The following is a 23,320-nucleotide window of genomic DNA, read 5'->3' as shown; positions in this document are numbered from 1 at the left end:
TGTTGGAACGTCGGCGCTCTTGCAAGGTTGTCAGTTGCAGCCGCGCCGCTGACAGGTGGCGGCGTTGTTCACGCCAGAGCTGGGAGAGCCTCATGACCGATACCGGACCGCTTTCGCTGGACGCCCGCCACCGCGCCAAGGCCAGGGGCAAGTTCGAGGAAGCCGGCGCTCACGCCAAGGACGCCTATGGAAGCCTGAAGGGCGGCGCCGAGGAGCTCTACGAGGGCGGCCGTGAGCACGTCCAGGACGGGCTGCGCCTGATCGAGAGCAAGGTGCGCGACAAGCCCGCCTTGGCCTTTACGGCCGCCATCGGCTTAGGCGTTCTGCTCGGCTTGCTGCTGCGCGGTCCTCGCACCGTTTACGTCCGCGCGCGGGTCAGCACTCGGTCCTAGATTTCGGCGTCGCTTCCGGGGTGGGGTGTTAGACCGACAGTCGCGGCGGGCTCAGTGCTTGGTGGGCTCGAGATCCGAAGGACTGGTAGCGTCACGGTAAACGTGCTGCCGAGGTTCTCGCCGGCGCTTTCGACACTGATCGTACCGCCGTGCAGGGCGACAAGCTGACGAACCAGCGCCAGGCCGATGCCAAGACCGCCCTGGGCCTTTGTCAGGTGATCCTCGACCTGGGCGAAGATCTCGAAGATTCTGGCCTGCATCTCTCGCGGCACGCCGACGCCGGTGTCGGCGATACGAATCTCCACGTTCTCTTCCATCGGCCGCGCCGACAGGGTGATGGTTCCGCCCGGCGGCGTGTACTTGGCGGCGTTGTTGAGGAGGTTGGCCACGATCTGGGCCAGCCTGGTGTGATCGGCGTCGAGCCAGATCTCGCCTGGCGGCAGATCGGTGACGAACACGTGGCCGGCCGCGTCGATATGATGCTGGCTGGCCTCGATCGCGGATTTCAGCACATCGCCGAGTTCGACCTGCTCCTTCTTGAGCGAAATCTTGCCCTGGCTGACGCGAGAGACATCGAGCAGATCGTCGATCAGATGGGAAAGGTGCGCCAGCATCCTGTCCATACGGATACGGATGTCCTTGGCGCGCTCGGCTGGAATGTCCTTCTTGAGCAGGTGCAGGCCCCCGCCAAGGGCGGCGACCGGATTGCGCAGCTCATGCGCTAGCACAGCTAGAAAATTGTCCTTGTGACGGTCGGCGCGCCGCAGGGCTTGGGCCAGCGCCTCCAGCTCGTCGCGCTGGCGCTCGATCTGCTGGCGCTGCTGGTATAGATCGAAGAACACCTCGGCCTTGCTGCGAAGAATGGTGGGCTCGATGGGCTTTTGGATGAAGTCCACGGCCCCGGCCTCATAGCCCCGAAAGCGGCGTTGAAGGTTGGCTGCGCCAGCGGTGAGAAAGATGATCGGGATATGGCGGGCCCGTTCGCTGCCGCGCATGAACTCGGCGAGCTCGAAACCGTCCATGCCGGGCATCTGCACGTCGAGCAGGGCCAGGGCCACGTCGTGGACCAGCAGCAGCTCCAGCGCCTCTTCGCCCGAGCGCGCCTTCAGACAGTGGAGCCCGTCGCGTTGAAGCAAGGCTTCTAGCGCCAGGAGGTTTTCGTCCAGATCATCGACCAGGAGGAAGTTGATCGGCGGATCGGCGATCATCGCTCGGTTCCCAAACTCAGGAGGTAGGATGCGATCGCATCAAGGGACATGACGGCTGCGGTCGGCGTGGCTGCGAGCGCGGCTTGCGGCATGGCCGACGCCTGGGCGCTGGCCGGATTTTCCACGATCGCCGCGCCGCCGGCCTTGGCCACCGCGCGCAGGCCCGCCGCGCCATCCTGATTGGCGCCGGTGAGCACCACGCCCACCAGACCGTCGGAGAAGACGTCGGCGGCGCTTTCGAACAGGATGTCGATCGAGGGGCGGGAGAAGTTCACGGGCGCGTCGGCCGACAGGGCCAGGGCGCCGTTGGTCTCGACCAGCAGGTGATAGTCCGGCGGCGCCAGATAGACCACGCCGCCGGCTATCGGCTCCTTGTCCTCGGCCTCCTTGACCGTCAGGCGGCATTTGGCCTCGAGCAAAGGCGCCAGGACATTGTCGCGATCGGGCGGGACGTGCACGACCACGAGGATCGGCAGCCGATAGTCGTGGGGAAGGGGGGGCAGGATCGCCATCAGCGCCTGCACCGCACCGGCCGAGGCGCCGATGACGACGACCCTGGGGGGCGACGCGCTCATAGATCGCGCCTTTGATAGATCTTCTCGCTCGGCGTGAAGGCCGCAAAGGCCTCGGCGTGGGCGGAAAAGCGCAGGCTTTCCTTCGAGCCCAGGCCCAGGAAGCCCTTGCGGGCGAGGGAGTCGTGAAAAAGGCCGATCGCACGGTCCTGCAAGGGGCGATCGAAATAGATCATCACGTTGCGGCAGGAGATCAGGTGCATCTCGCCAAAGACCGCGTCGGTCACCAGACTGTGGTCGGAAAACACCACCCGTTCGCGCAGACTCTTGTCGAAGGCCGCTCGGCCGTAGTCGGCGGTGTAGTAGTCCGACAGCGACGAACGCCCACCCGACTGCTGGTGGTTCTGGGTGAACTTGCGGACACGGTCGAGCGGATAGACACCAGCCTCCGCGGCCGCCAGGGCTTCGGGATTGATGTCGGTCGCATAGAACAGCGTGCGATCGTAAAGGCCTTCCTCGCGGAACAGGATCGCCATCGAATAGAGCTCCTCGCCGTTGCTGCAGCCGGCGACCCACACCTTCAACGACGGATAGGTGCGCAGGTGCGGCACGACGTTCTCTCGCAAGGCGCGGAAATAGGACGGGTCCCTGAACATCTCGCTGACCTGCACGGTCAGGTAGTCGAGCAGGCGCGGCAGGAACGCCGCGTCGTGAAGCAGGCGATCCTGAAGCGCCGAGAGCGTGGGAAAGCCCAGCTGGTCACGCGCCTGCGTCAGGCGTCGTTTCAACGACGCCCTGGCGTAGTGGCGAAAGTCGTAATGGTAACGCTGATAGAGCGCTTCCAGCAGCAGCTGGATTTCGAGGTCGACGATGTCTTCGGGCACGGCAAGACTATCTCGGCATCCAGACCCGGACCAGCGAGAGCAGCTTGTCCACGTCGATGGGCTTGGCCATGTAGTCGCTGCCGCCGGCGGCGATGCAGCGCTCCTGGTCGTCGGGCATGGCCTTGGCGGTCAGCATAAGGATCGGCAGCTTGCGCCAGCGAGGATCCTGGCGGATCTGGCGGGTTGCCGACAGGCCGTCCATGACCGGCATCATCACGTCCATCAAGACCAGATCGACCGCCGCAGACGAGTCCTGCGAGGCGCGGTCCAAGGCCTCTATGGCCTCCTGGCCGTTGCGGGCGATCTGGATGATCGCGCCTCTGGGTTCGAGCAGGTTGGTCAGCGAGTAGACGTTGCGGATGTCGTCCTCGACGATGAGGATCCGACGCCCTTCGAGCATCGCGTCGCGGTTGCGCGCCTTCTGAATCATCTTCTGCTGCTCGGGCGGCAATTCCGAAACAACCTGGTGCAGGAACAGCGACACCTCGTCGAGCAGCCGTTCGGGCGACTTGGCGCCCTTGATGATGATCGAACTGGAGTAGCGGCGCAGCCGCTGCTCGTCGTCGGCCGACAGGTCATGGCCGGTGTAGACGATCACCGGAGGAAAGGCGCGCTCACTGTCCTGGCTCAGTGTTTCCAGGAGCGAGTAGCCCGAGGCGTCCGGCAGCGACAGGTCCAGCACCATGCAGTCGAAGGTCTGGGCGCGTAGCGCCTCAAGGCACTCGGCGGCCGTACCGACGCCCACCGTCTCGACGTCGCCCGCCGACAGCAGATGCCGCACGGCCTCGCGTTGAGTTACGTCATCCTCGACGACCAGCACGCGTTTGACGGCGCTGGAAAGCTTGGCCTGCAGGCCGTGGAGGACTTCCGTCAGATCCTCCCGGCGAACCGGTTTGACCATGTAGCCTATAGCGCCCAGCGACAATGCGGTCTGGGCATGGTCGTTGGCCGAAACAACATGGATCGGGATGTGGCGGGTGGCGTCGTCACGTTTCAACCGATCGAGCACCATCAGGCCGGATTCATCGGGCAGGCCGACGTCGAGCACGACGGCGCTGGGTTTGAACTGTCGGGCCAGTTTCAGCGCTTCATCGGCCGTTCCCGCCACCAGGGCTTGGAAACCGATCTCGCGCGACAGGTCGCGAACGATGGCGGCGAAGGCGGCGTCGTCTTCGATCACCAACAGGACGCGGCGGGCGCTGCTGAGACGGTCGCGATCGTCCTCAACGCTGGCGGCTGGCAGGTTGGCCTTCTGCATGGGCGTGGACGAAGACAGGTCAGGCGCTGGGTCCTGCGCCGCGACCAGCGCCTGGCGGGGCGAGACTTGCGAAGGATCGTAGGCCAGTGGGATGCTGAGCGTGAAGATGCTGCCCTCGCCGGGGCGGCTCTCCAGGGTGATGGCGCCGCCAAGCAGGCGCGCCAGCTCGCGCGAGATGGAAAGGCCCAGACCGGTGCCGCCATAGCGCCGGCTGATGGTGCCGTCGGCCTGCCGGAAAGCCTCGAAAATGCTCTCCTGGTGTTCGGGCGGGACGCCGATCCCGGTGTCCTCGACCCTGAATGACAGTCCGCCCGCCAGGTTGGGCGCTATGGCCAGACGCACGCCGCCCGTCTGGGTGAACTTGAAGGCGTTCGAGAGCAGGTTCTTGAGGATCTGCTCAAGGCGCTGGCGGTCGGTGTGGATCGTATGCGGCGTCTGCGGGGAGAGATCTATCTCAAAGCCCAGTCCGCGATCTTCAGCCATGGGGTGGAAGAGTCCACTCAGATCCGAGCTCAGGCGCTGGAGGGACAGGGGCTCGGCCAACACCTCGACGTGGCCCGCCTCGATCTTGGACAGATCAAGAATGTCATTGATCAGCACCAAGAGATCATTTCCCGAGGAAACGATGGTCTGAGCAAAACCGACCTGCTTTTCCGTGAGGTTGCCGTCCGGGTTGTCCTTCAACAGGCCCGAGAGGATAAGCATGGAATTGAGCGGCGTGCGTAGTTCATGGCTCATATTGGCCAGGAAATCAGATTTGTACTGGCTGGCGCGTTCGAGCTCACGCGCCTTGAGCGTGATCTCCTCGCTGGTGCGCTCCAGGGCATCCTTCTGGTGTTCCAGGGTCTGGGCCTGTTCCTCCAGTTGGCTGTTGGTCTGCTCAAGCTCGACCTGCTGCTGTTCCAGACGCACCTGGCTTTCCTTCAGCGCCCGGCTCTGCTCTTCCAGCTCCTCGTTGGAGACGCGAAGCTCCTCGCTCTGGACCTGCAGTTCCTCCGACTGTCGCTGGGTTTCCTCCAGGGCGTTCTGAAGCTCTGCGCGGTAGCGGGCCGAACGCAGGGCGATGCCGATCGAGGCGGCCGCCTGATCGAGCAGATGAAGCACCCGCTCGTCGACCGGATGCAGGAAGCCCAGCTCGAGGACGGCGTTCACCGTCTCGTCGGCATGGGTCGGCACCAGCACGAGGTGGCGCGGCTTGTCATGGCCGAGCGCCGAACCGATCGTCATGTAGCCGTCAGGGACGTCGCGAACGATCGTCGAGCGGCCCTCGGCGGCGACCTTGCCGAGCAGACCTTCCTTGAGGTCGAACCGCAGCGGAGAATGAGCGTCTGCTGGAAGGCCCAGGGCGGCGGCGCGGTAGAAGGACCCGTTCTCACCCTTGAACAGCGCCCCGGCCTGGAAGCCAAGATAGTCAGACAGAAACGCGAGTATGGCCTCGGACAAGCCTTCGACCGACTTGTCGCCCATCATCGCCTCGGAAAGGCCCACCTGGCCGGACTGGAGCCAGTCTTCGCGCGCGCGGGCCGATGCGGCCCGGCGCACCAAGACGAAGACGGCGATGGTCAGGATCGCGCCCAGCAGTCCCGACAGCACGCCGCTTGCCGTCGCCGTACGATAGGCCTGGTCCATCTCGGCCAGGCGCAGGTCGCGCAGCCGGTCCTCCTCGCGCCGCATGACGTCGAGTTGGCTGCGTATGGCGTCCATCTCCGTCTTGCCGCGATCGGTGGCCACGACCGCCATGGCGGCCTGGGCGTTCACCCGGCGTAGTTTGATCGTCTCGTCCAGTTCGGCGAGCTTGGCGTCGATGTGCCGCTCCAACTGGCGAATATTGGCCTGCTGGACGGGGTTGTCTGTGGTCAGCGATCTGGCCGCCTCAATGCGTGAGCCGGCGGCCGTGACCGCGCTCTGGTAAGGTTCCAGATAGCGGTCGTTGCCGGTTAGGAGATAGCCGCGTTGCCCGGTTTCGGCGTCTTGCGCGGTCGACAGCAGATCATCCAGCGCGATCAGCACCTGATGCGAGTGCAGGATCATCTGGTTGTTGTTGCGCAGCACCTGGATGTTCCGGAAGGCGATCGACCCGCTGATCAGGAAGAAGGCCAAAACCAGGACCATGCCTAGCATGGTCCAAAGATCTACGTCGGCCCGCGATCCGGCGCGACGAAAAGTGTTCTGGGGCATTGAACTCGAACGCCAGGCACGCCAACCGCGCGCAAGAAATGAAAAGGGGAGGGAAAAGTCGCTTGGGCGCGCCGGGAAATCGCGGGCGATCAACGCCTATGATGACGATCGTACGAAATTCATCTTTTCCCCCGGCGAACGCTGGCGTGCAAATGCGATGCTAAGGCAAAGGTTCCCATCGCACAGGTGAAATAAAATCGTCGAGAGAACCTCACCGCCAATCGGGCCTGGTTGGCGGCGCGGCGATATCCCTTTCGAACCGCTTCCGGACGCCGCACGAAGGCGCCAAGGCTTCACCACTGGTTCGGCCTCCAACCGGGAGGGGGAGTGAGGATCAACGCACCAGGAACGGGTTCGAGGCGAGCGACGTTTGGGCGGCTCAGTACTGCGCCGATTGGCGCTGGCCATTCTTTCGAGGACCTCATGCGCGGCGCACTCGGCGTTTTCATCGTTCAGCCCAATCCCGACAGCGGGTGGCGCCTGTCGAACGCCGACAGCGGTGAAGTCACATGCTTTGAAAGCGGTGGTCAGGCCGAGCGTCGTGCGATGGCGCTGGCCCGGCAGGCGCACGCCATGCATGGGGCCGGAGAAGTATGGGTTTATGACCGGTTGGAGCGATTGGTCGGACGCTGGTGCGTGGCGGCCGGCGGCGTGTCGCTCATCGAGCCTGAAAATACAGCCCAGGCTGCCTGAGCGCCGCGAGATGGCCGGCCCAAAAGGGGCGCGGCTTCGCCATGGATAGAGATCGTGGGCGGCGAGCGCTCATCCGCAAGAGGGAACGCCAGTCATTGCTGAGACTTCCTTCGAAGAGGAAAAAACATGCTGGTTACGAGGTAGAGATGAACGACCGGTCCGCTGCGTACTGGAGTCCACTGATGGGCGTGAACGTCTCACGAGTTCGCGCCTACCTGGCGGCGTTGAAGGCCGCTCGGCGCGCTGGAAGCTCACGCTGACCGCAGAGTGGAAGTCTGCAAGGACGAACCGGCGGGCTCGTTGGCGCAATAGCTCCTGCCGGAAGATATGGGCTCCAGCGACAACGTGCATGCGCCAGAGCCCAGTACAGAGGAGGACGGTCGCTCCTGGCGGATCGTGCGTCCTGCCTGCTGACGCCGCCCCGAAGGGGGAACAGAGCGGCGGATCGTCAAAGGTGATTTGACGTAGGATCAAACCCTGAACGGTAGCGCTTGTTCCCAATCGTTCGCGCCTTTCCGCTCTATGACGGTTTGAAGCCGCGCGGGCCCGATCGAGTGGACGCCTCCGTTGGAAGGGCCCGACTTTGGGCCAAGATCGTCACCAAGGGGGGAAGCGAAAGTGGCGCTCTGGCCCCGTCGGCCGCGAGGCGCCATTCGCGAGGCGTTCCGGTTCGCGAGGACCGATCGCGGCCTCTGGCGGCGGTGCGACCGTCCTGCTGGCGGGCGACGAGGGTTTAGCCGGGGCGGCCACGGCGGACATGCTCGCCGGATCGGTTTCATGGCCGTGAAGGCGGTCAACGCCGAGGCGGCGCCTGGATGGGACGAGCGGGCAAAGCCGCGCCTTGCGTTGTCTCCCGGGCGGCAAAGGCGATAGAGAAGGAGGCGACTTGGCGCGAAACCTGGATAAGCCTTGAACGAAGATGAGCTGGAGAGCCTTGCCGCGCGGTTGACCTGCCGCAAGGCCCATGCATCGGCGTTCAACCTTTTTGTCGTGTTCGCCCCAAGCCAGGTCACCATCGAGGGTGATGTTGTCGGTTGGTCGAGTTCGCCCGGCTATGTCCGCTACTTCTGCCCACGCTGCGGTTCCAGAGTCTTCGCCGAGAACGCCGGCGCGGACGAAACGCGCGAGTACGAAGTATCCCTTGGCCGCTTCGACGAGGCCGGCGTCTTTGTTCCGCAGTATGAGAGCTGGACCAGACATCGGGAGCCTTGGCTGGAGCCGCTGTGGGTTCCGCAGTCTGAAGCCAGCAGGCAGGGAGACTGAACGATCGCCGCCGCCCCGGCGCCCGTGCTTCGGACGGGTTACGCATGAGCGTGCGGGAAGCGCTAGGTCGTGGCGAGCGCCTTGCCGACCAGGTCGCGGGCCTCGGTCTGCACGGCCTTCAGGTGGTCGGGACCCAGGAACGATTCCGCATAGATCTTGTAGACGTCCTCGGTGCCGGAGGGGCGGGCGGCGAACCACGCGTTGCCGGTGGTGACCTTGAGGCCCCCGATCGCCTCGCCGTTGCCCGGGGCGGCGGTCAGGACGCTGGTGATCGTCTCGTCGGCCAGGACCTGGGCCGACACGTCCGACGGGCTGAGCGCGGCTAGGCGGGCCTTTTGCCGACGATCGGCCGGGGCGTCGATGCGGGCGTAGGAGGGCGCGCCGTACTGCTCGGCCAGGCCGGCATAGAGCTGGCTGGCGCTCTTGCCCGTGACGGCCTGGATCTCCGCCGCCAGCAGCGACAGCAGGATGCCGTCCTTGTCGGTCGTCCAGACCGAGCCGTCCTTGCGCAGGAACGCCGCGCCGGCCGACTCCTCGCCGCCGAACCCGACCGACCCGTCCAGCAGGCCAGGAACGAAGTGCTTGAACCCGACCGGCGTCTCCAGCAGGCGGCGGCCGAGCCCCGCCACGACCCGGTCGATCATCGAGGAGGACACCAGGGTCTTTCCGACGGCGACGCCAGCGTCCCACTGCGGACGGTGGGCGAAGAGGTAAGCGATGGCGACCGCCAGATAGTGGTTGGGGTTCATCAGGCCGCCGTCCGGCGTGACGATGCCGTGGCGGTCGGCGTCGGCGTCGTTGCCGACGGCGACGTCGAACCGCGTCTGGCCCTTCATCATCTCGATCAGGTTGGCCATGGCGCAGGGCGACGAGCAGTCCATGCGGATCTTGCCGTCGCTGTCGAGCGGCATGAAGGCCCACTGCGGATCGACCTTGTCGTTGACCACGGTCAGGTCCAGCCGATGGCGGTCGGCGATCTCGCCCCAGTAGGCGACGCTCGCCCCGCCCAGGGGATCGGCCCCGATCTTCACGCCGGCCGAGCGGATGGCGTCCAGGTCGAGGATGGAGGGCAGGTCGTCGATGTAGCGGCCGAGGAAGTCATGGCCCTTGGCCGCCGCCTTGGCGCGCTCGAACGGAACGCGGCGGACGTCGCGCAGCCCGCCTTCGAGAAGTTGGTTGGCCCGGGCTGCGACGGCCGAGGTGATCTCGCCGCCGGCGGGACCGCCGGATGGCGGGTTGTACTTGATGCCCCCGTCGCGCGGCGGGTTGTGCGACGGGGTCAGCAGAATGCCGTCGGCCTGGCCGGGGTGGGCGCGGTTGTGGGTCAGGATGGCGTGCGAGACGGCCGGAGTCGGCGTGAAGCCGTCGGCCGCGTCGATCAGGGCCTCGACGCCGTTGCCGGCCAGCACCTCGAGGACCGAGCGCCAGGCCGGCTCGGAGAGGGCGTGGGTGTCGCGGCCGACGAACACCGGCCCGTTGATCCCCTGGGCGGCGCGATGCTCGACGATGGCCTGGGTGATCGCCAGGACGTGGCCTTCGTTGAAGGCGCCGTCGGCGCTGGAGCCGCGGTGTCCCGAGGTGCCGAAGGCGACCCGCTGGCCGACGTCGCTCATGTCCGGCTGCCGATCGGCGTAGGCGCGGACCAGGGCGTCTACGTCGGTCAGGTCCTCGGCGCGCGCGCGGCGCCCAGCGTGTTCGTGCATGGATGTCCCCGAAAATGACTGGCGGCTAATATGCGCTGGCTTCGGATAGGTTCCTGCAAAGGGGCCGCCGACGCTTTCGTATCTGGCGGCGTGAAGTTCGCCGCTCCAATCGAAGGCAGCTGTCGCTGCGCAAAAGGCAGTTAAAGTCTGGCGGAACGTTGTGGCCAAGCTGGCGTTCAGCGACGCGGTCAATGTTTAGACGGGGTCTGCCATTTTCAAGCTCGAGGCCTTCACGCGCCTGGCCAGTCGCGATCTGCCCTGGGCGGTGCGACTGATCGGCGGCGCTCTAGCGGCGCTTCTGGCGCTCTGGCTGCATACTCTGACCGAGCGGGTCTGGCCCGGCGGAGCGCGCTTTGCGCTTCTCTTCCCTACGATCCTCCTGAGTTGTCTGGTCTTGGGCCGCGTGGGCGGCCTAAGCGCCCTTGCGACCGGACTGGTCGGGGTCTGGATGTTGATGATGCCGAGCCCGGGCGATCTTGCCCATGTCTCGTCAGGCGAACTCTCGGCGCTTTGTCTCTACGCGGCCTCGGGCCTGCTGGTTGTCGTAGTCACGAGGCCTAAAGAGCGATCAGCCGGCAGCTGCTGGCCGAACGTGATGGGGCCGCCCGCCGCAAGGCCGAGGAGGACGCCCGGTTCGTCGAGCTTTTCCGCAATGCGCCGGGCTTGGTGGCGATCTATCGAGGTCATGACCTCGTGGTGGCGTTCGCCAGCGCCGAGCTTGTCGAATTCCGGGGCCGCGGCGAGATATAGGACCGCTCCTATCGTCAGGTCGCGCCTGAAACAGCGCCAGCACTTTTCGCGCTGATGACCAGGGTCATGGACGGTGGCCAGCCCTATGTGGGGCGCCAGATGCGCACGCCCTTCCAAGCCCGTCCTGACGTCCCGCCGGAGGAGCGCTATTTCGACATTCTGCTTCGGCGGATCGAGCCTGCGTCCGATGGCCAGGCGCGGCTCTTCGTCCAGGCGCTCGATGTCACCGAGGCGGTCCTGACCAGCCAGGAGAACCAGAAGGCGGGAGCCCAGCTGCACGCTGTAATGGAGGAGATGCCGGTGGGGGAGGTGCTGCTCTCGCTCGAGACTCGCCAGGTCGTTCTTTACAACCGGGCCGCATCGCTCATCGTCGGCCACGACGTTCTGACCCGCTCGGCGGAACAATTTGGCGTTTATGGCGCCATGCACGCCGACGGCGCCCCGTTTGCTTCTGAGGACTATCCTGGGGCCCGCGCGCTTTCAGGCGAGACGATTGAGAAAGAGGAGCAGCTCTACCGCCGTCCTGATGGACGGATCGTGCGACTATCGGGGGATTGCAAGCGGGTCGCGGATGGAACCGGACGACCTCTGGCTGTCTGCACCTTCACCGACTTCACCGACCTGAGGCAGGCCCTCGACGCCAAGTCTTTGCTGGTCAATGAGCCCAATCATCGCGTCAAGAACACTCTGGCGACAGTTCAGGCCTTGGCGGGCCAGACCTTTTGCGGAGATGCGGCCCAGCCTGGGGCAAGAGAGGCGTTCGAGGGCCGCCTTTTGGCCCTGTCGCGCGCCCATAATGTCCTCACCCAGGCCGACTGGCGCACCGCCAGCCTGATGCGGATCATCCATGAGGCGATCGAACCTTTCGGCGCGGCGCGCTTCGCCGTTGGCGGGGAAGATGTCCAACTGCCGCCGCAGAAGGCGGTCGCCGTTGCGATGGCCTTGCATGAACTCGCCACCAATGCGGTCAAGTATGGTGTTCTGACACGCGAGCAGGGACGCGTGTCCATCGATTGTGAGGACGCTGATGGGCGCATGAGGCTGGAATGGCGCGAGCAGGGCGGGCCGCCCGTCGAAGAGCCCCGGCAGATCGGCTTCGGGATGCGGCTGCTGACCCGCGCCCTGGATCGTGACGTGGACGGCGGCATAGACGTCACCTTCGCTCCTACGGGCGTGACGTGCGTCATCAGGGGTCTATGAGCGCTAGGATGTGATGAAATCCGTTCTCGCCGACGTCGGCCTCCACGCAACCCGGCTCGCCGCGCGCGGTTTCTTTCGCCGCGAGGGAAGCCAGTCGACGCGTTCGGGATTGTCTTCTTATGACAAAGGAGGATGCCGATGACCAAACAGGATCAGGCCAGGCCACAAGAGCAACAGCCGCAGGCGACGCAGCCAGGCGGCCTGGAGGCGCCGCCGCATCCGGCTCTTGATCCAAACCAGAAGACGGACGCCACCCACGACCCTACGGCCGGAGATCCAGGCAATGGGGCCGATTAGGCCAGCGCTTTCCTAACTCACGACCCGAAGCGGCGGCACGCGGTAGGCGGGAACGAGCGCCATGGGTTCAGCCTGACCTCCGTCGGCCGCGAGCCAGCGCGCCAGCCGGCGTAGCGCCACCGGGGCAAGGAGCGTCAGACCGTCCTTGCTGGCGACGATGTGAGGGGTCTCGTCGGGCCGAACGTCCACTTCGATATCGAGCGCGCGGACCGCTCCGGTCCCAAGCCGCTCGATGCTCGTGGGACCCAGACGCTCGGCGCGATCCAGCACCAGACGAAGAGGGGCGTAGCCGGCGCCGCGCAGAGCGGCGAGCGCCAGATAGAGCTTCTCTTCGTAGTCGATTTCGAACTTGGCCATGGCGCCCCTCCCCAGAAGCCAGGCCATGGACGCGCCGAACGCGAGTCCTGTCAACATGACGCGGGCGCGACCAAGGGTCTCATTCGATCGCCCACCAGAACGGCGAACCGTTGGTGAGGCGCGAGATCTGTCGGCCGTCCGGCAAGGCGGCGTCGCGCCACCAGGTCTCATCCACCACCGGCGCGTTGCGAGCGATGCAGGCGTCGGCGCAGCCTATAGCCGCAACGACAAGCAGACGGCGCTCGCCCGCGGTGCGCTCGAAAACCACGGCGTTATCGGAGACGGGGCGCTTGATCTCCAGCGGCGAGATGGCCGCCGCGAACAGGTCCGGATGGTCGCGCCGGGCCTTTAGCAGGTCTCGGATGAGCGCCTGTTTGGTCGCGCCCGCGCGCCAGTCTCCATCGCCTTCATGATCGAGCATCGCGTGACGCTGGTCGTAATCGACAGGTCGGCGATTGTCGGGGTCGACGAGGCTGAAATCCCAGAACTCGGTTCCCTGGTAGAAGTCGGGCACGCCCGCCAAGGTGAGTTTCAGGCCGGTCTGGACGAGACTGTTGGCGACGCCGGCGGGCGCGATCTGGGTGACGAAGAGGTGAGCGTCCTGCCGGAAAGCGCCGTCGCCGTCGACCAGCAGCCGGCGAAGATAGCTTTCGCTGGCGGCCTCGTAGGTCTCGTCCTGCACCGTCCAAGACGTCCGCAGCTTGGCCTCGCGCAGCGCCTTTCGCTGCCAGCCGCCCAGACGCTCGGCGAAGGCGGACATCGCCTTTGCGTCCGCCGGCTCGAGGTCCAGCGGCCAGGCGCCGACGATCATCTGGTGCAGCATGTGCGCATCGCCCGGATCGACGCCTTCAAGCGGCGTCAGCGACAGCCACGCCCTGGCCCGCTGCGCCCACAGCGCGGCAATCTCGCTGAGCACCGCCAGCCGGGCGCGCACGTCCTCCCCCCGCTTGTGATCGTGCGTCGCCGTCGCCAGCATACTGGATGGGAACGCTGCTCCCCGCTGTGTCGCCTGCCGTAGAAACAGCGCCGGAGACATCGAGAGCCGGGCCGGATCGAAGCCGACATCGTTGCGCGAGAGCAGCCGGCCGTAGCGATAGAAGGCGGTGTCCTCTACAGCTTTCGCGGCGACGGGCGCCGAGAGCTGCTCGAGGCGCCGCACGGCGTCGGTCCGAAGGTCGGCGGGAACCTCGCCTTCGCCGCGGAGCCAGGCGGCGATCTGATCCAGCGCCAGGCTCGACGCCGGCTGCGCCGCCTTGGCGCTGGCCAGGGCCTTGAGGGGCGGCTGTCGGGTGTCGGCAGCGTAGGTGCGGTAGTTTCTGGAGGCCTCGACCAAGCTCGCCAGGGCCCGGCGAAGGGCGGGAAGAGGCAGGTCCCGCGTCGCGACGTTCCAGCGCGCCAGCCGGTGGAAGGCCATGGCCGCCGCGTCCAGCTGGCCGGCGAACCCGCCCGAGAGGATCTCGCGTCTGGCGTCGAGCTCCTCGGCCTCGAAATCGGCCGGACGTCCGCTTATCTGTCGCCAAAGACTGGCCAGGGGACCAGCGCCCTTGGGATCGTGTTGCAGCGCCGACAGATCGTTCATGACCTCGTAGCCGGTGGTTCCGTCCGCGCCCCAGTCGGCGGCCAGGCGCTCGTCCGCGCCAAGTATCTTTTCGACCACCAGCCAGGCCTCGCGGGCTGGATCAGCCGTGATCAGCGCCTCGCGCAGTCGCCGGCAGTAGGCCGGCGGGTCGGCCAGGCCGTCGACATGGTCCACCCGCAGACCGTCGATCAGCCCTTCGCGATAGAGGCGCAGGGGCAGGGCATGCACCGCCTCGAAGACGACCGGATCTTCGATACGTAGCCCGGCCAGCTCAGTGATGTCGAAGAAACGCCGCCAGTTGATCGCGTCGCCAGCCGTCCGCCACCAGGCCAGGCGGTAGTGCTGACGCTCCAAAAGATCGTGCAACCGCGCCAGCCCGTTCTCGGTTGCTGGATCGTAGGCGGCGGCCAGGCGGAAAGGATCGACGTCCTCTATCCGCGAGGCGTCCGCGGCGGCAAGAACCTCGGCGTAGTCGCAGCGGCGCAGCGGGAAGCGGTGGGCGCCATGAGCCAGGACGGAGAGGCGATCGGGCTCGATGTCCAGTTGGATGGCCCCCGCGGCGAGAGCCTCGGCGTAGGGGGCTCCGAGGAACGGAGCGAGCAGCTTTCCTGCCAGGTCGGGATCGGCCGGCGCCCAATCGATGTCGAACATCCGGGCGAAGGGGCTGGCCGGGCCGTTCTCCAGGACATCCAGCCACCATGCGTTGTCGCCGCCGCCGACAGCCAGATGATTGGGCACGATGTCGAGGACGACGCCCAGGCCCTGGGCCCGCAGCGCCTCAACCATGTCGCGAAAGCCCTGTTCGCCGCCCAGTGCTGGATTGATCTTGAGGGGATCCACCACGTCGTAGCCATGGGCGGAGCCTGCTCGGGCTGTGGCGATCGGCGAGGCATAGATGTGACTCACCCCCAGTCTGGCCCAGTAAGGCGCCAAAGCCGCCGCGTTCGAGAAGGTGAAGCCGGCGTGAAACTGCACGCGATAGGTCGCTGAGGGGATCATCGGGGTCTCTGAGCGTTCAGGCGGGCGATCCGGCTGGCGACGACGGGATTGGCCAGGAGCGCCTCGCTCGCCACCGGCAGTCGCCGGCGCCAATTGGGATGAACATCGACGACGCCGGGCAGGTTGGGCTGCTCTTCCAGGCCCAACACATCCTCGATCGGGATCAGCGCCAACTCGCAGGCGCTCGCCCCGACAATCGCCATCGCGGCTTCGACGGAGGGATCAGGGTTGTGCGGCGAGGGAACGGGGCCCTGGGCCAGGTCGGATTGCGAGGCCATCGTCCAAAGCGCGGCCCGGTCGTCAACGCGCTCGACACGTTCGGCCTGGCGGTCGCCGGGCGCATTCAGGCGCTCGCGCCACTCGATGTCGCGTCCGCGCCACCAGCCGGCGACCGGCGGCAGGTCGTGGGTGCTGGTCATGGCCACGGCGCGCCGGTCCCAGTTTTCAGGTGGAATGAAGGCCCCGGTCTCCTCGCGCTCGAAAGGCAAGACCCGCATGCCCAGCAGCCCATGCTCGTCGAGGGCTTCGCGCAGACCTGGCGGCACGACGCCCAGATCCTCGCCGATGATCACCGCTCCGGCCCGGCGCGACTCCATGGCGATGAGCGCCAGCAGATCATCGATGGGATAGCGCAGATAGGCGCCCTGGTCGGGGGATGCTCCATCCGGGATCACCCACAGCCGCCCCAAGCCCAGGGCGTGGTCGATACGGACCCCGCCGGCGTGCCGCAACGCCGTGCGCAAGGTGTCGAGGAAGGGTTGGTAGCCGGCGGCTCGAAGGGCGTCGGGAGCAAAGCTGGTCAAACCCCAGCCTTGTCCGGCCGCCTGAAAGGCGTCAGGCGGAGCGCCCAGAGTCAGGCCGAGCATCAGCTCCTGGGGCCGTCTCCAAGCGTGCGAGCCGCCGGGGTCGAGGCCGACGGCGAGGTCCGAGACCAGTCCTATGCCCATGCCGGCGCCTTTGGCCGAGGCCTGAGCCTGCTGCAGGCCAAGGTCGGCCAGCCATTGTGCGAACAGAAAAAAGCCGACCCTGTCGCCAAGACCAAGCTGCTCCACGACGGCCTCGGCGTGGGCGACGTCCTTGTACGCCTCGGGCCAGCGGCGCCAGCCGCCCGCGCCGAAGATATGCGCCAGGCGCTCCTCGAGCGCCTCAAAGATCGCGTGGCGACGAAGTTCCTGGCCGCCAACCGCGACGAAGTCCGTAAATCGCTGCTCGCCGGCGAAGGCGTGATAGGCAGCGTTCAGCCTGGCGAGCTTGGCGGCCGCCGACTGCGGCCAATCGATCAGCTCAGGCCCGCCCCGAGCTGCGGGGGCCGCGCCGAGGGCCGCGGGATCTGCATAGAGAATATTGAGGTGGTCGCGGCTCGACGGTGAGTAGGGACTGCAGCGCTGTGGCGCGCTGGGAAAAAGCGCATGGGTCGGGCTGATCGCCAGGGCGTCGGCGCCGGCTTGGCCGGCCGCGCGGGCGAGGACGGCCAGGGCGCTGAAGTCGCCGAAGGTCCCATGCTCACGTAAGCCGTAGAGTTGGGTGGTCAGTCCCCAGGCGTCGCGGCCCAACAGATCGCGTGGCGTCAGGCAGCGGGGGGGACAGACCGCCAGCTCCAGCGTGCGGTCGTCCAGCTCGAGGCGATGATACCCTGGTTCGGAGACGCTCAGGGTCAGATCATCGGCGTCTGAGGCGGCGTCCCGGGTGCGTCCGTCCTCCAGGATAACACGACCCCGGCGGGCGCCTGCAAACCTGATCGGCGTATCGACCCGCCCGATCAGCAGCTTCGGGGACGATCGTTCTCGAATGGCCGCCAGGGCGTGACTGGGCGAGGCGACATCGTGGCCGAGCGCAACCAGCACCGCTCGAATAGTGTCCAGTTCGACCCGACGGTCGCGGCCGTTGAAATCGGTCCATTCGACCAGCACGCCCGCCGCGTCCGCCAGCGCCAACAGCGCGGTGTCGCTCATGGTTCTTGCGCCAGCCAGGCGGCGAACGAAGCCGGCGGTATCTGGCCGTTCAGCTGCCGATCGCCCACCACGACGAGTGGAGGTCCAGCCGGGGCGGGGCAGAGTGGCGCGGCGACCTCGCCAAGATTGACGGCCACTGTGTAGGTCTTGCTGCCCAGGCGCCAGGCGGCTTGTACGGACTTGGCGCCAATCGCGCATGCGCCAAGGCTGCTTGCGCCGTCGATGTGGGGCGCCAGATTATCGCGCCGCAGGCGCAGCAGGGTTGCGATCAGTTGACGCCAGCTTTCGGCGTCCGGGCCGGGCGATGGACGCGAGGCCTCGAAGGTCGGGGCGGCGTTGGGGTCTGGAATGGCCGCTCTGGCCTGCGGATCAGCGAAGGCTGGAAACTTGGCGAATTCGCGCCGACGGCCCTCGCGCACGGCGTCGGCCAAATCGTCGTGGAAATCGGTGAAGAACAGGAACGGGGTTTCCGAGCCGCTCTCCTCGCCCATGAACAGCATGGGGATTTGCGGCGACATCAAAAGGAGCGCCATAGCCGCCCTCAGGCGTTCGGGAGCAACCAGCGTCGTCAGCCGCTGGCCGAGCGCCCGGTTGCCGACCTGGTCGTGGTTCTGCAGAAAATTGACGAAGGCGGTCGGCGGCAGATGCCGGCTGGGCGCGCCCCGCGGCCTGCCGTCGTGATTGGGCGAACCCTCGCCCTGGTAGATGAAGCCTTCCGCCAGGCTGCGAGCCAGACGCTCGGCGGGCCGATCGGCGAAGTCCTGGTAGTAGCTGCTGGTCTCGTCCGTCAGCAGAACATGCATTACGTTGTGAAAATCATCGTTCCACTGAGCGTCATAGCCGCCCGACAACCGGTCAGGGTCGTTGCCCTCATTCTCCAGTACGAGATGGATGTGGCGGTCTGGACAACGGGCGCGCACCTCCGCGGCGAGCCTGTCTAGAAAGTGGTTGTCTGCGATCGCGTGCACGGCGTCGAAGCGCAACCCATCGAAACGGAAGGTCTCCAGCCAATAGAGGGCGTTTTCGATGAAGAACCGCGCCACGGGTTCCTCGCCAAAAGCGATGGCCGGTCCCCACGGGGTGTGACGCGCTTCGTCGAAAAAGGACTTTGCGTAGGCCGGCAGGTAGTTACCGTCGGGGCCAAAGTGGTTGTAGACCACGTCGAGCAGCACCATCATCCCCAGGCCGTGGGCCGCATCGACCAGGGCCTTCAGGTCGTCCGGCGAGCCATAGGCGCCGGCGGGGGCGTAAGGCAGGACGCCGTCATAGCCCCAGTTGCGCGACCCCGAAAAGCTGTTCACCGGCATCAGTTGCAACGTCGTGATCCCTAGGCCCGAAAGCGCGGGCAGCCGGTCGGTTACACCGGCGAAACCGCCCAGCAGGCCGGGGTGAACTTCATAGATCACTGCGTCCGACCAGGCCCGGCCAAGCCACTCGGGATTGCGCCACGCATATCCTTCAGGGCTGACCAGGACGCTCCAGCCGTGCACGTCGTCGGCCTGGGCGCGAGCCGCCGGATCAGGCACGACGAGGTCGTTGTTGATCCGAAACCGGTACTTCTGCCCGTCGGCAGCTTCAGTCTCGTAGTCGAACCAGCCATCAGCCAGCCGGTTCATGACGAAGACGCCTTGCCCGTCGAGGTCCACGGCGACGCGCTCCTGCCCCGGCGCCCAGAGGCGCAAGCGGACACGCCCATCGCCAAGCCAGGCGGGTCCGTGATTCATCGTGCTTCCCCGACCCCGCGCAGAATGACCGCCGCACCGCCTGGTAGGTCGAGCATCTCGCCGACAGGGGCGGGTTCGGCGTCAGGGTCGGCGCTGTCGATGAGCCGCTCGAAAGTCAAACCTTCAGTCGGAAGCACGAAGGTGAGGGCTTCGCCAGCGCCGTTCATCGCCAGGGCGATCAGTTCCAGCGATCCGTCGGCAAGTCGGCGGGCGCGGCGCATCAGGAGGGCGCGGCCCTCCGGATTGCGCCAGTCGTCCTCCGACAATGGCTGGCCGCGCTCATCGAACCATTCGATGTCGAGAACGCCGGGCGCGGCTTCGTCCTGGCCGTAGAGGAAGGAGCCGGACCGCAGCAGAGGGTGGGCCTTGCGAAGCGCGATAAGCTTGGCGGTGAAGTCGACCAACGCCTGACCGGACTGTTTGGCCGCCTGATCCCAGTCAAACCAGCTGATCTCGTTGTCCTGGCAGTAGGCGTTGTTGTTGCCGTTCTGGGTGCGGCCAAACTCGTCGCCGCCCAGCAACATGGGAGTGCCGAGCGAGGCCATCAGCGTCGTCAGCATCGAGCGGCGCACTCGGTCGCGCTGGTTCTGAATGATCGGATCGTCGGTCGAACCTTCGGCGCCCCAGCCGCGCGAATAGTTTTCGCTGTGCCCGTCCTGGCCGTTCTCGCCGTTGGCTTCGTTGTGCCGGCCATCGTAGCTCACCACGTCGTTGAGGGTCATGCCATCATGTGCGGTCAGCATGTTGATGCTGGCCCAGGGGCGGCGGGCGCGTCGATCGAAAAGGTCGCCCGAGCCCGAGAGCCGCGCGGCCAGATCCGGCCGTTGGCCCGCGTCGCCGCGCCAGAAGCGCCGGGTGGTGTCGCGGAACTTGTCGTTCCATTCGGCGAAGCTGGGTGGATGGTGGCCCAGCTGGTAGCCGCCTGGACCGATGTCCCATGGCTCGGAAATGAGCTTCAGCCGGCCCAGCACAGGATCCTGGCGCAGGACGTCGAAGAAGGCCGCCCCAGGCGAGAACCCTGCGTCGCCCTCGCGGCCAAGCGTCACGCCCAGATCGAAACGGAAGCCGTCGACACGGAAGGACTGGGCCCAGTAGCGCAGCGAATCCGCCACCATCTGGATGACCCGGGCCGAGGCCATGTTCAGCGAATTGCCGGTGCCCGTGTCATTGATGCAGTGGCGCGGGTTGTCGGCGACCAAGCGGTAGTAGGTGGCGTTGTCGAGACCGCGCAGGGACAGGGTCGGACCCATCTCGCTGCCTTCGGCGGTGTGGTTGTAGACGACGTCGAGGATGACCTCGATGCCGCTGGCGTGCAGTCGGCGCACGGCCAGGCGGAATTCATCGTGGCTGCCGCTGGCGAGATACCGCGCTTCGGGCGCGAAAAAGGCCAGGGTGTTGTAGCCCCAGTAGTTGGACAGGCCGCGCTCCTGCAGGAAGCGATCCTGGGTGAAGGCGTGGACCGGCAGCAGTTCCAGCGCCGTGACGCCCAGGCGCTTGAGGTGTTCGATGACCTTGGGGTGGGAGAGGGCCGCGAAGGTGCCGCGATCCTTGGGGCCGACCTCTTCGAGCAGGGCGGTCAGGCCCTTGACGTGGGCCTCGTAGATCACCGTCTCCGACCAGGGCGTGTTGGGCCGGCGATCGCCTTCCCAGTCGAAGGCGTCGGCGGTGACGACCGACTTGGGCATGGCCGGGGCGCTGTCGCGACGATCGAAGGAAAGATCCGCGCGCGGCGAGCCGACATGGTAGCCGTGCAGGGCGTCGGTCCAGCGAAGCTGACCGGCCAGGCGGCGGGCGTAGGGGTCCAGCAATAGCTTGTTGGGATTGAACCGGTGGCCCTGTTCGGGCGCGTAGGGGCCATAGGCGCGAAAGCCATAAAGCTGGCCAGGGCGCGCGTCGGGCAGATAGCCGTGCCAGACCTCGTCGGTGCACTCGGGCAGGGGATAGCGGGCCAGTTCCTTTCGGCCCGATGGGTCGAAGAGGCAAAGATCAATGCGCTCGGCGTTGGCTGAGAACACCGCGAAATTGACGCCAAGACCATCGAAAGTGGCGCCCAGGGGATAGGGCGATCCGGCGTCCAGGCGTTCGGGCGAGGGGGTCAAGCGCTAGGTCCTTCGTAACGGAGATAGACAGCGGCCAGCGGCGGCAAGGTCAGGTCCAGGGCCGGGCCGTCGGGATTGGGAAAGGCGCTCGCCCCGCCTTGGTTGCCAAGGTCGCCGCCGCCATAGACGGCCGCGTCGGTGTTGAGGATCTCGGTCCAGCGGCCTTCCAGCGGAACGCGCACTCGCCGCATCTGCGGCTCGGGCGTCATGTTGACGGCCACGATCAAGGGCGCGCCGCCATGGAAGGAGCGGCGCTCGAAGACAAAGACGCCGTCGCGATCGTGGTTCTCGGCGATCCAGCCAAAACCGCGCGCATCCGCGTCAGTGTGATGCAGAGCGCCTTCCTGGCGATAGATACGGTTGAGATCGCCGACCAGGCTCTGCAGCCCGGCGTGCTCAGGCGTCTCGAGCAAGGCCCAATCGAGCTCGCCGTCGTGGTCCCATTCGCGCCACTGGCCGATCTCGCCGCCCATGAACAGCAGCTTCTTGCCAGGATGGGCCCACATCAGCGCCAGGAGCGCACGTAGGTTGGCGAACTGGCGCCAGCGGTCGCCCGGCATCTTCGACAGCAGCGAGCCCTTGCCGTGGACGACCTCGTCATGGCTAAGCGGCAGGACGAAGCCCTCGGTGAAGGCGTAGGTGAGGCCAAAGGCCAGGTCTCCGCCGTGCCAGCCGCGATGGACCGGATCACGATGCATGTAGCGCAGGGTGTCGTTCATCCACCCCATGTTCCATTTGTACGAGAAGCCAAGACCGCCCTGATCGACAGGCGCGGTCACGCCCGGCCAGGCGGTCGACTCCTCGGCGATGGTGATGGCGCTTGGGAAGTGCTCGCTGACCGCCGCATTGAGGCGACGCAGGAAGGCTATGGATTCCAGGTTCTCGCGCCCGCCATGGACATTGGGCGTCCACTCGCCGGCCTTACGGCTGTAATCGCGGTAGAGCATCGAGGCCACCGCATCGACACGCAAGCCGTCGATGTGGAAGCGATCCAGCCAGTAAAGGGCCGAGGCCACCAGGAAGCTGGCGACCTCGTCTCGGCCCAGATTGTAGATCAGGGTGTTCCAGTCCGGGTGAAAGCCCTCACGCGGATCGGCATGTTCGTAGAGGGCCGTGCCGTCGAAGCGCTCCAGCCCGTGGGCGTCGCTGGGAAAATGGGCCGGGACCCAGTCGAGAATGACGCCCAGTCCCGCCTGATGGCAGCGATCGACGAAGCGGGCCAGTCCCTCGGGCGCGCCATAGCGTGCGGAAGGCGCGAACTGCCCGAGCGGCTGGTAGCCCCAGGAGCCGCCAAACGGATGCTCCATGATCGGCATCAGCTGAACATGGGTGAAGTCGAGGCCGGCGACGTAGGGGATCAGGTGGTCGGCCAGGGCGTCCCAGTCGTGACATTGGTGACCGTCCCAGGGGCGTCGCCAGGATCCGGCGTGGACCTCGTAAATCGAGATCGCCGCGCCGGCGTGATGGCGGGCGGCGCGGTCGGCCATCCAGCCGTCGTCCCCCCAGGCATGGTCGAGTAAGGGCGCGACGATCGAGGCGGTGGCCGGCGGGATCTCGGTGGCGCGAGCGAGGGGGTCGGCCTTGCGGCGCACGGACCCGTCGGCGCCCTCGACATCGAACTTGTAGCGCGCGCCAGCGGCGAGGCGCGGAATGAAAATCTCCCAGACGCCCGCCTCATGGCGCAGGCGCATGGGATAGCGCTCCCCGTCCCAGCTGTTGAAGTCGCCTACTAGGCTCACCCGCCGGGCGTTGGGCGCCCAAACGCTGAACGCCACGCCCTCGACGCCTTCAAGCGCGCGGGGGACGGCGCCGAGCCGATCGGCCATGCCGGTGACCTCGCCCCGTATGATCGCGGTCAGGTCGGCCTCTGAGAGCACCGGACCAAAGCTATAGACGTCCTCGGTTTCCCAAGCGCTGTCGGGCCACAGCACGCGCAGGGCGTAGTCTGCGGTCGGCTTGATTTCGCCGACGAAGAGGCCCGGCGAGGCCTCCTGGAGGCGGCCAAGGCGTCGGCGGCTCTTGCGAGAGATGACTTCGACACCCGCCGCGCCGGGCTGAAAGGTGCGCACAACGTCCCCGTGGCGTCCAAGGTAGCCGAACGGATCGGACGCCCAGGACACCGCACTCTCCAACCCCACCCGACATCTCCAAATTGCTGCGAGTGCACAACGATCAGGCGATCAATCTGTGCCGGGAGCCATCAAAAAATATTCCCGGAACCCTTGCTCTCTCCCGTTGTTTCCGAGGCATCTCAGGGAGTAGCGGCGATGGC

Annotated in this window: 15 protein-coding genes; 4 read left to right on the top strand and 11 right to left on the bottom strand. The window is 66.4% G+C overall.

Annotated features, from left to right (window positions below; all coding sequences use genetic code 11):
• The first annotated feature begins 92 nt into the window (after positions 1-92).
• Complete coding sequence (locus ACODR1_RS03865) at positions 93-392, top strand: hypothetical protein (RefSeq protein ID WP_488879265.1); 300 nt, start codon at positions 93-95, stop codon at positions 390-392.
• On the opposite strand, the gene ACODR1_RS03860 is transcribed toward ACODR1_RS03865, so the two are convergent.
• Genes ACODR1_RS03860 through ACODR1_RS03845 form a run of 4 tightly spaced genes read right to left on the bottom strand, consistent with a single transcriptional unit; the run spans position 389 to position 6,375 of the window.
• Positions 389-1,600, bottom strand: coding sequence for a hybrid sensor histidine kinase/response regulator (locus ACODR1_RS03860; protein ID WP_116570185.1), 1,212 nt, complete (start codon positions 1,598-1,600; stop codon positions 389-391). The genes ACODR1_RS03865 and ACODR1_RS03860 overlap by 4 nt on opposite strands.
• Positions 1,597-2,175: a chemotaxis protein CheB gene (locus ACODR1_RS03855; RefSeq protein WP_116490130.1), complete on the bottom strand. Its 579-nt coding sequence runs from the start codon at positions 2,173-2,175 to the stop codon at positions 1,597-1,599. The genes ACODR1_RS03860 and ACODR1_RS03855 overlap by 4 nt, the downstream gene beginning before the upstream one ends.
• On the bottom strand, positions 2,172-2,996 hold the full coding sequence (locus tag ACODR1_RS03850) for a CheR family methyltransferase (protein ID WP_101716252.1): 825 nt from the start codon (positions 2,994-2,996) through the stop codon (positions 2,172-2,174). The genes ACODR1_RS03855 and ACODR1_RS03850 overlap by 4 nt, the downstream gene beginning before the upstream one ends.
• 7 nt (positions 2,997-3,003) lie before the next feature.
• Positions 3,004-6,375 (bottom strand): response regulator, encoded by a 3,372-nt coding sequence (locus ACODR1_RS03845; RefSeq protein WP_488879337.1) that lies wholly within the window; start codon positions 6,373-6,375, stop codon positions 3,004-3,006.
• Between the two features lie 480 nt (positions 6,376-6,855).
• On the opposite strand from ACODR1_RS03845, the gene ACODR1_RS03840 reads away from it, so the two are divergent.
• Positions 6,856-7,125: a hypothetical protein gene (locus ACODR1_RS03840; RefSeq protein WP_133149158.1), complete on the top strand. Its 270-nt coding sequence runs from the start codon at positions 6,856-6,858 to the stop codon at positions 7,123-7,125.
• Positions 7,126-8,034: 909 nt separating this feature from the next.
• The gene (locus ACODR1_RS03835; RefSeq protein ID WP_116490127.1) at positions 8,035-8,388 is read left to right on the top strand and encodes a GFA family protein; all 354 of its coding nucleotides are present in this window, start codon (positions 8,035-8,037) and stop codon (positions 8,386-8,388) included.
• 62 nt (positions 8,389-8,450) lie between these two features.
• On the opposite strand, the gene pgm is transcribed toward ACODR1_RS03835, so the two are convergent.
• A complete protein-coding gene (gene pgm / locus ACODR1_RS03830) occupies positions 8,451-10,091 on the bottom strand; it encodes a phosphoglucomutase (alpha-D-glucose-1,6-bisphosphate-dependent) (protein ID WP_488879264.1) in 1,641 nt (546 codons plus the stop codon).
• Between the two features lie 849 nt (positions 10,092-10,940).
• Between pgm and ACODR1_RS03825 the strand changes: the two genes are divergently transcribed.
• On the top strand, positions 10,941-12,041 hold the full coding sequence (locus tag ACODR1_RS03825) for a sensor histidine kinase (RefSeq protein ID WP_488879263.1): 1,101 nt from the start codon (positions 10,941-10,943) through the stop codon (positions 12,039-12,041).
• Positions 12,042-12,350: 309 nt separating this feature from the next.
• Here ACODR1_RS03825 and ACODR1_RS03820 read toward each other — a convergent pair whose 3' ends face one another.
• The 6 genes from ACODR1_RS03820 to glgB all read right to left on the bottom strand — a co-directional run bounded on the left by ACODR1_RS03820 (position 12,351) and on the right by glgB (position 23,168).
• Entirely contained in the window at positions 12,351-12,695 is a 345-nt protein-coding gene (locus ACODR1_RS03820; RefSeq protein ID WP_133244857.1) for a hypothetical protein, read from the bottom strand.
• Between the two features lie 79 nt (positions 12,696-12,774).
• Entirely contained in the window at positions 12,775-15,273 is a 2,499-nt protein-coding gene (treY, locus tag ACODR1_RS03815; RefSeq protein WP_488879262.1) for a malto-oligosyltrehalose synthase, read from the bottom strand.
• Positions 15,270-17,225, bottom strand: a complete 1,956-nt coding sequence (malQ, locus tag ACODR1_RS03810) for a 4-alpha-glucanotransferase (protein ID WP_488879261.1) — start codon at positions 17,223-17,225, stop codon at positions 15,270-15,272. Before malQ ends, treY begins: the two co-directional genes overlap by 4 nt.
• Complete coding sequence (treZ, locus tag ACODR1_RS03805) at positions 17,222-18,949, bottom strand: malto-oligosyltrehalose trehalohydrolase (protein ID WP_488879260.1); 1,728 nt, start codon at positions 18,947-18,949, stop codon at positions 17,222-17,224. The genes malQ and treZ overlap by 4 nt, the downstream gene beginning before the upstream one ends.
• Entirely contained in the window at positions 18,946-21,048 is a 2,103-nt protein-coding gene (glgX, locus tag ACODR1_RS03800; RefSeq protein ID WP_488879259.1) for a glycogen debranching protein GlgX, read from the bottom strand. Before glgX ends, treZ begins: the two co-directional genes overlap by 4 nt.
• Positions 21,045-23,168: a 1,4-alpha-glucan branching protein GlgB gene (glgB, locus tag ACODR1_RS03795; protein ID WP_425267059.1), complete on the bottom strand. Its 2,124-nt coding sequence runs from the start codon at positions 23,166-23,168 to the stop codon at positions 21,045-21,047. Before glgB ends, glgX begins: the two co-directional genes overlap by 4 nt.
• Positions 23,169-23,320 lie beyond the last annotated feature (152 nt).

The organism is Caulobacter sp. FG7, from assembly GCF_057808875.1.
Note: the sequence above shows the minus strand (reverse complement) of the source record. Positions and strands in the feature narration are given on the sequence as shown.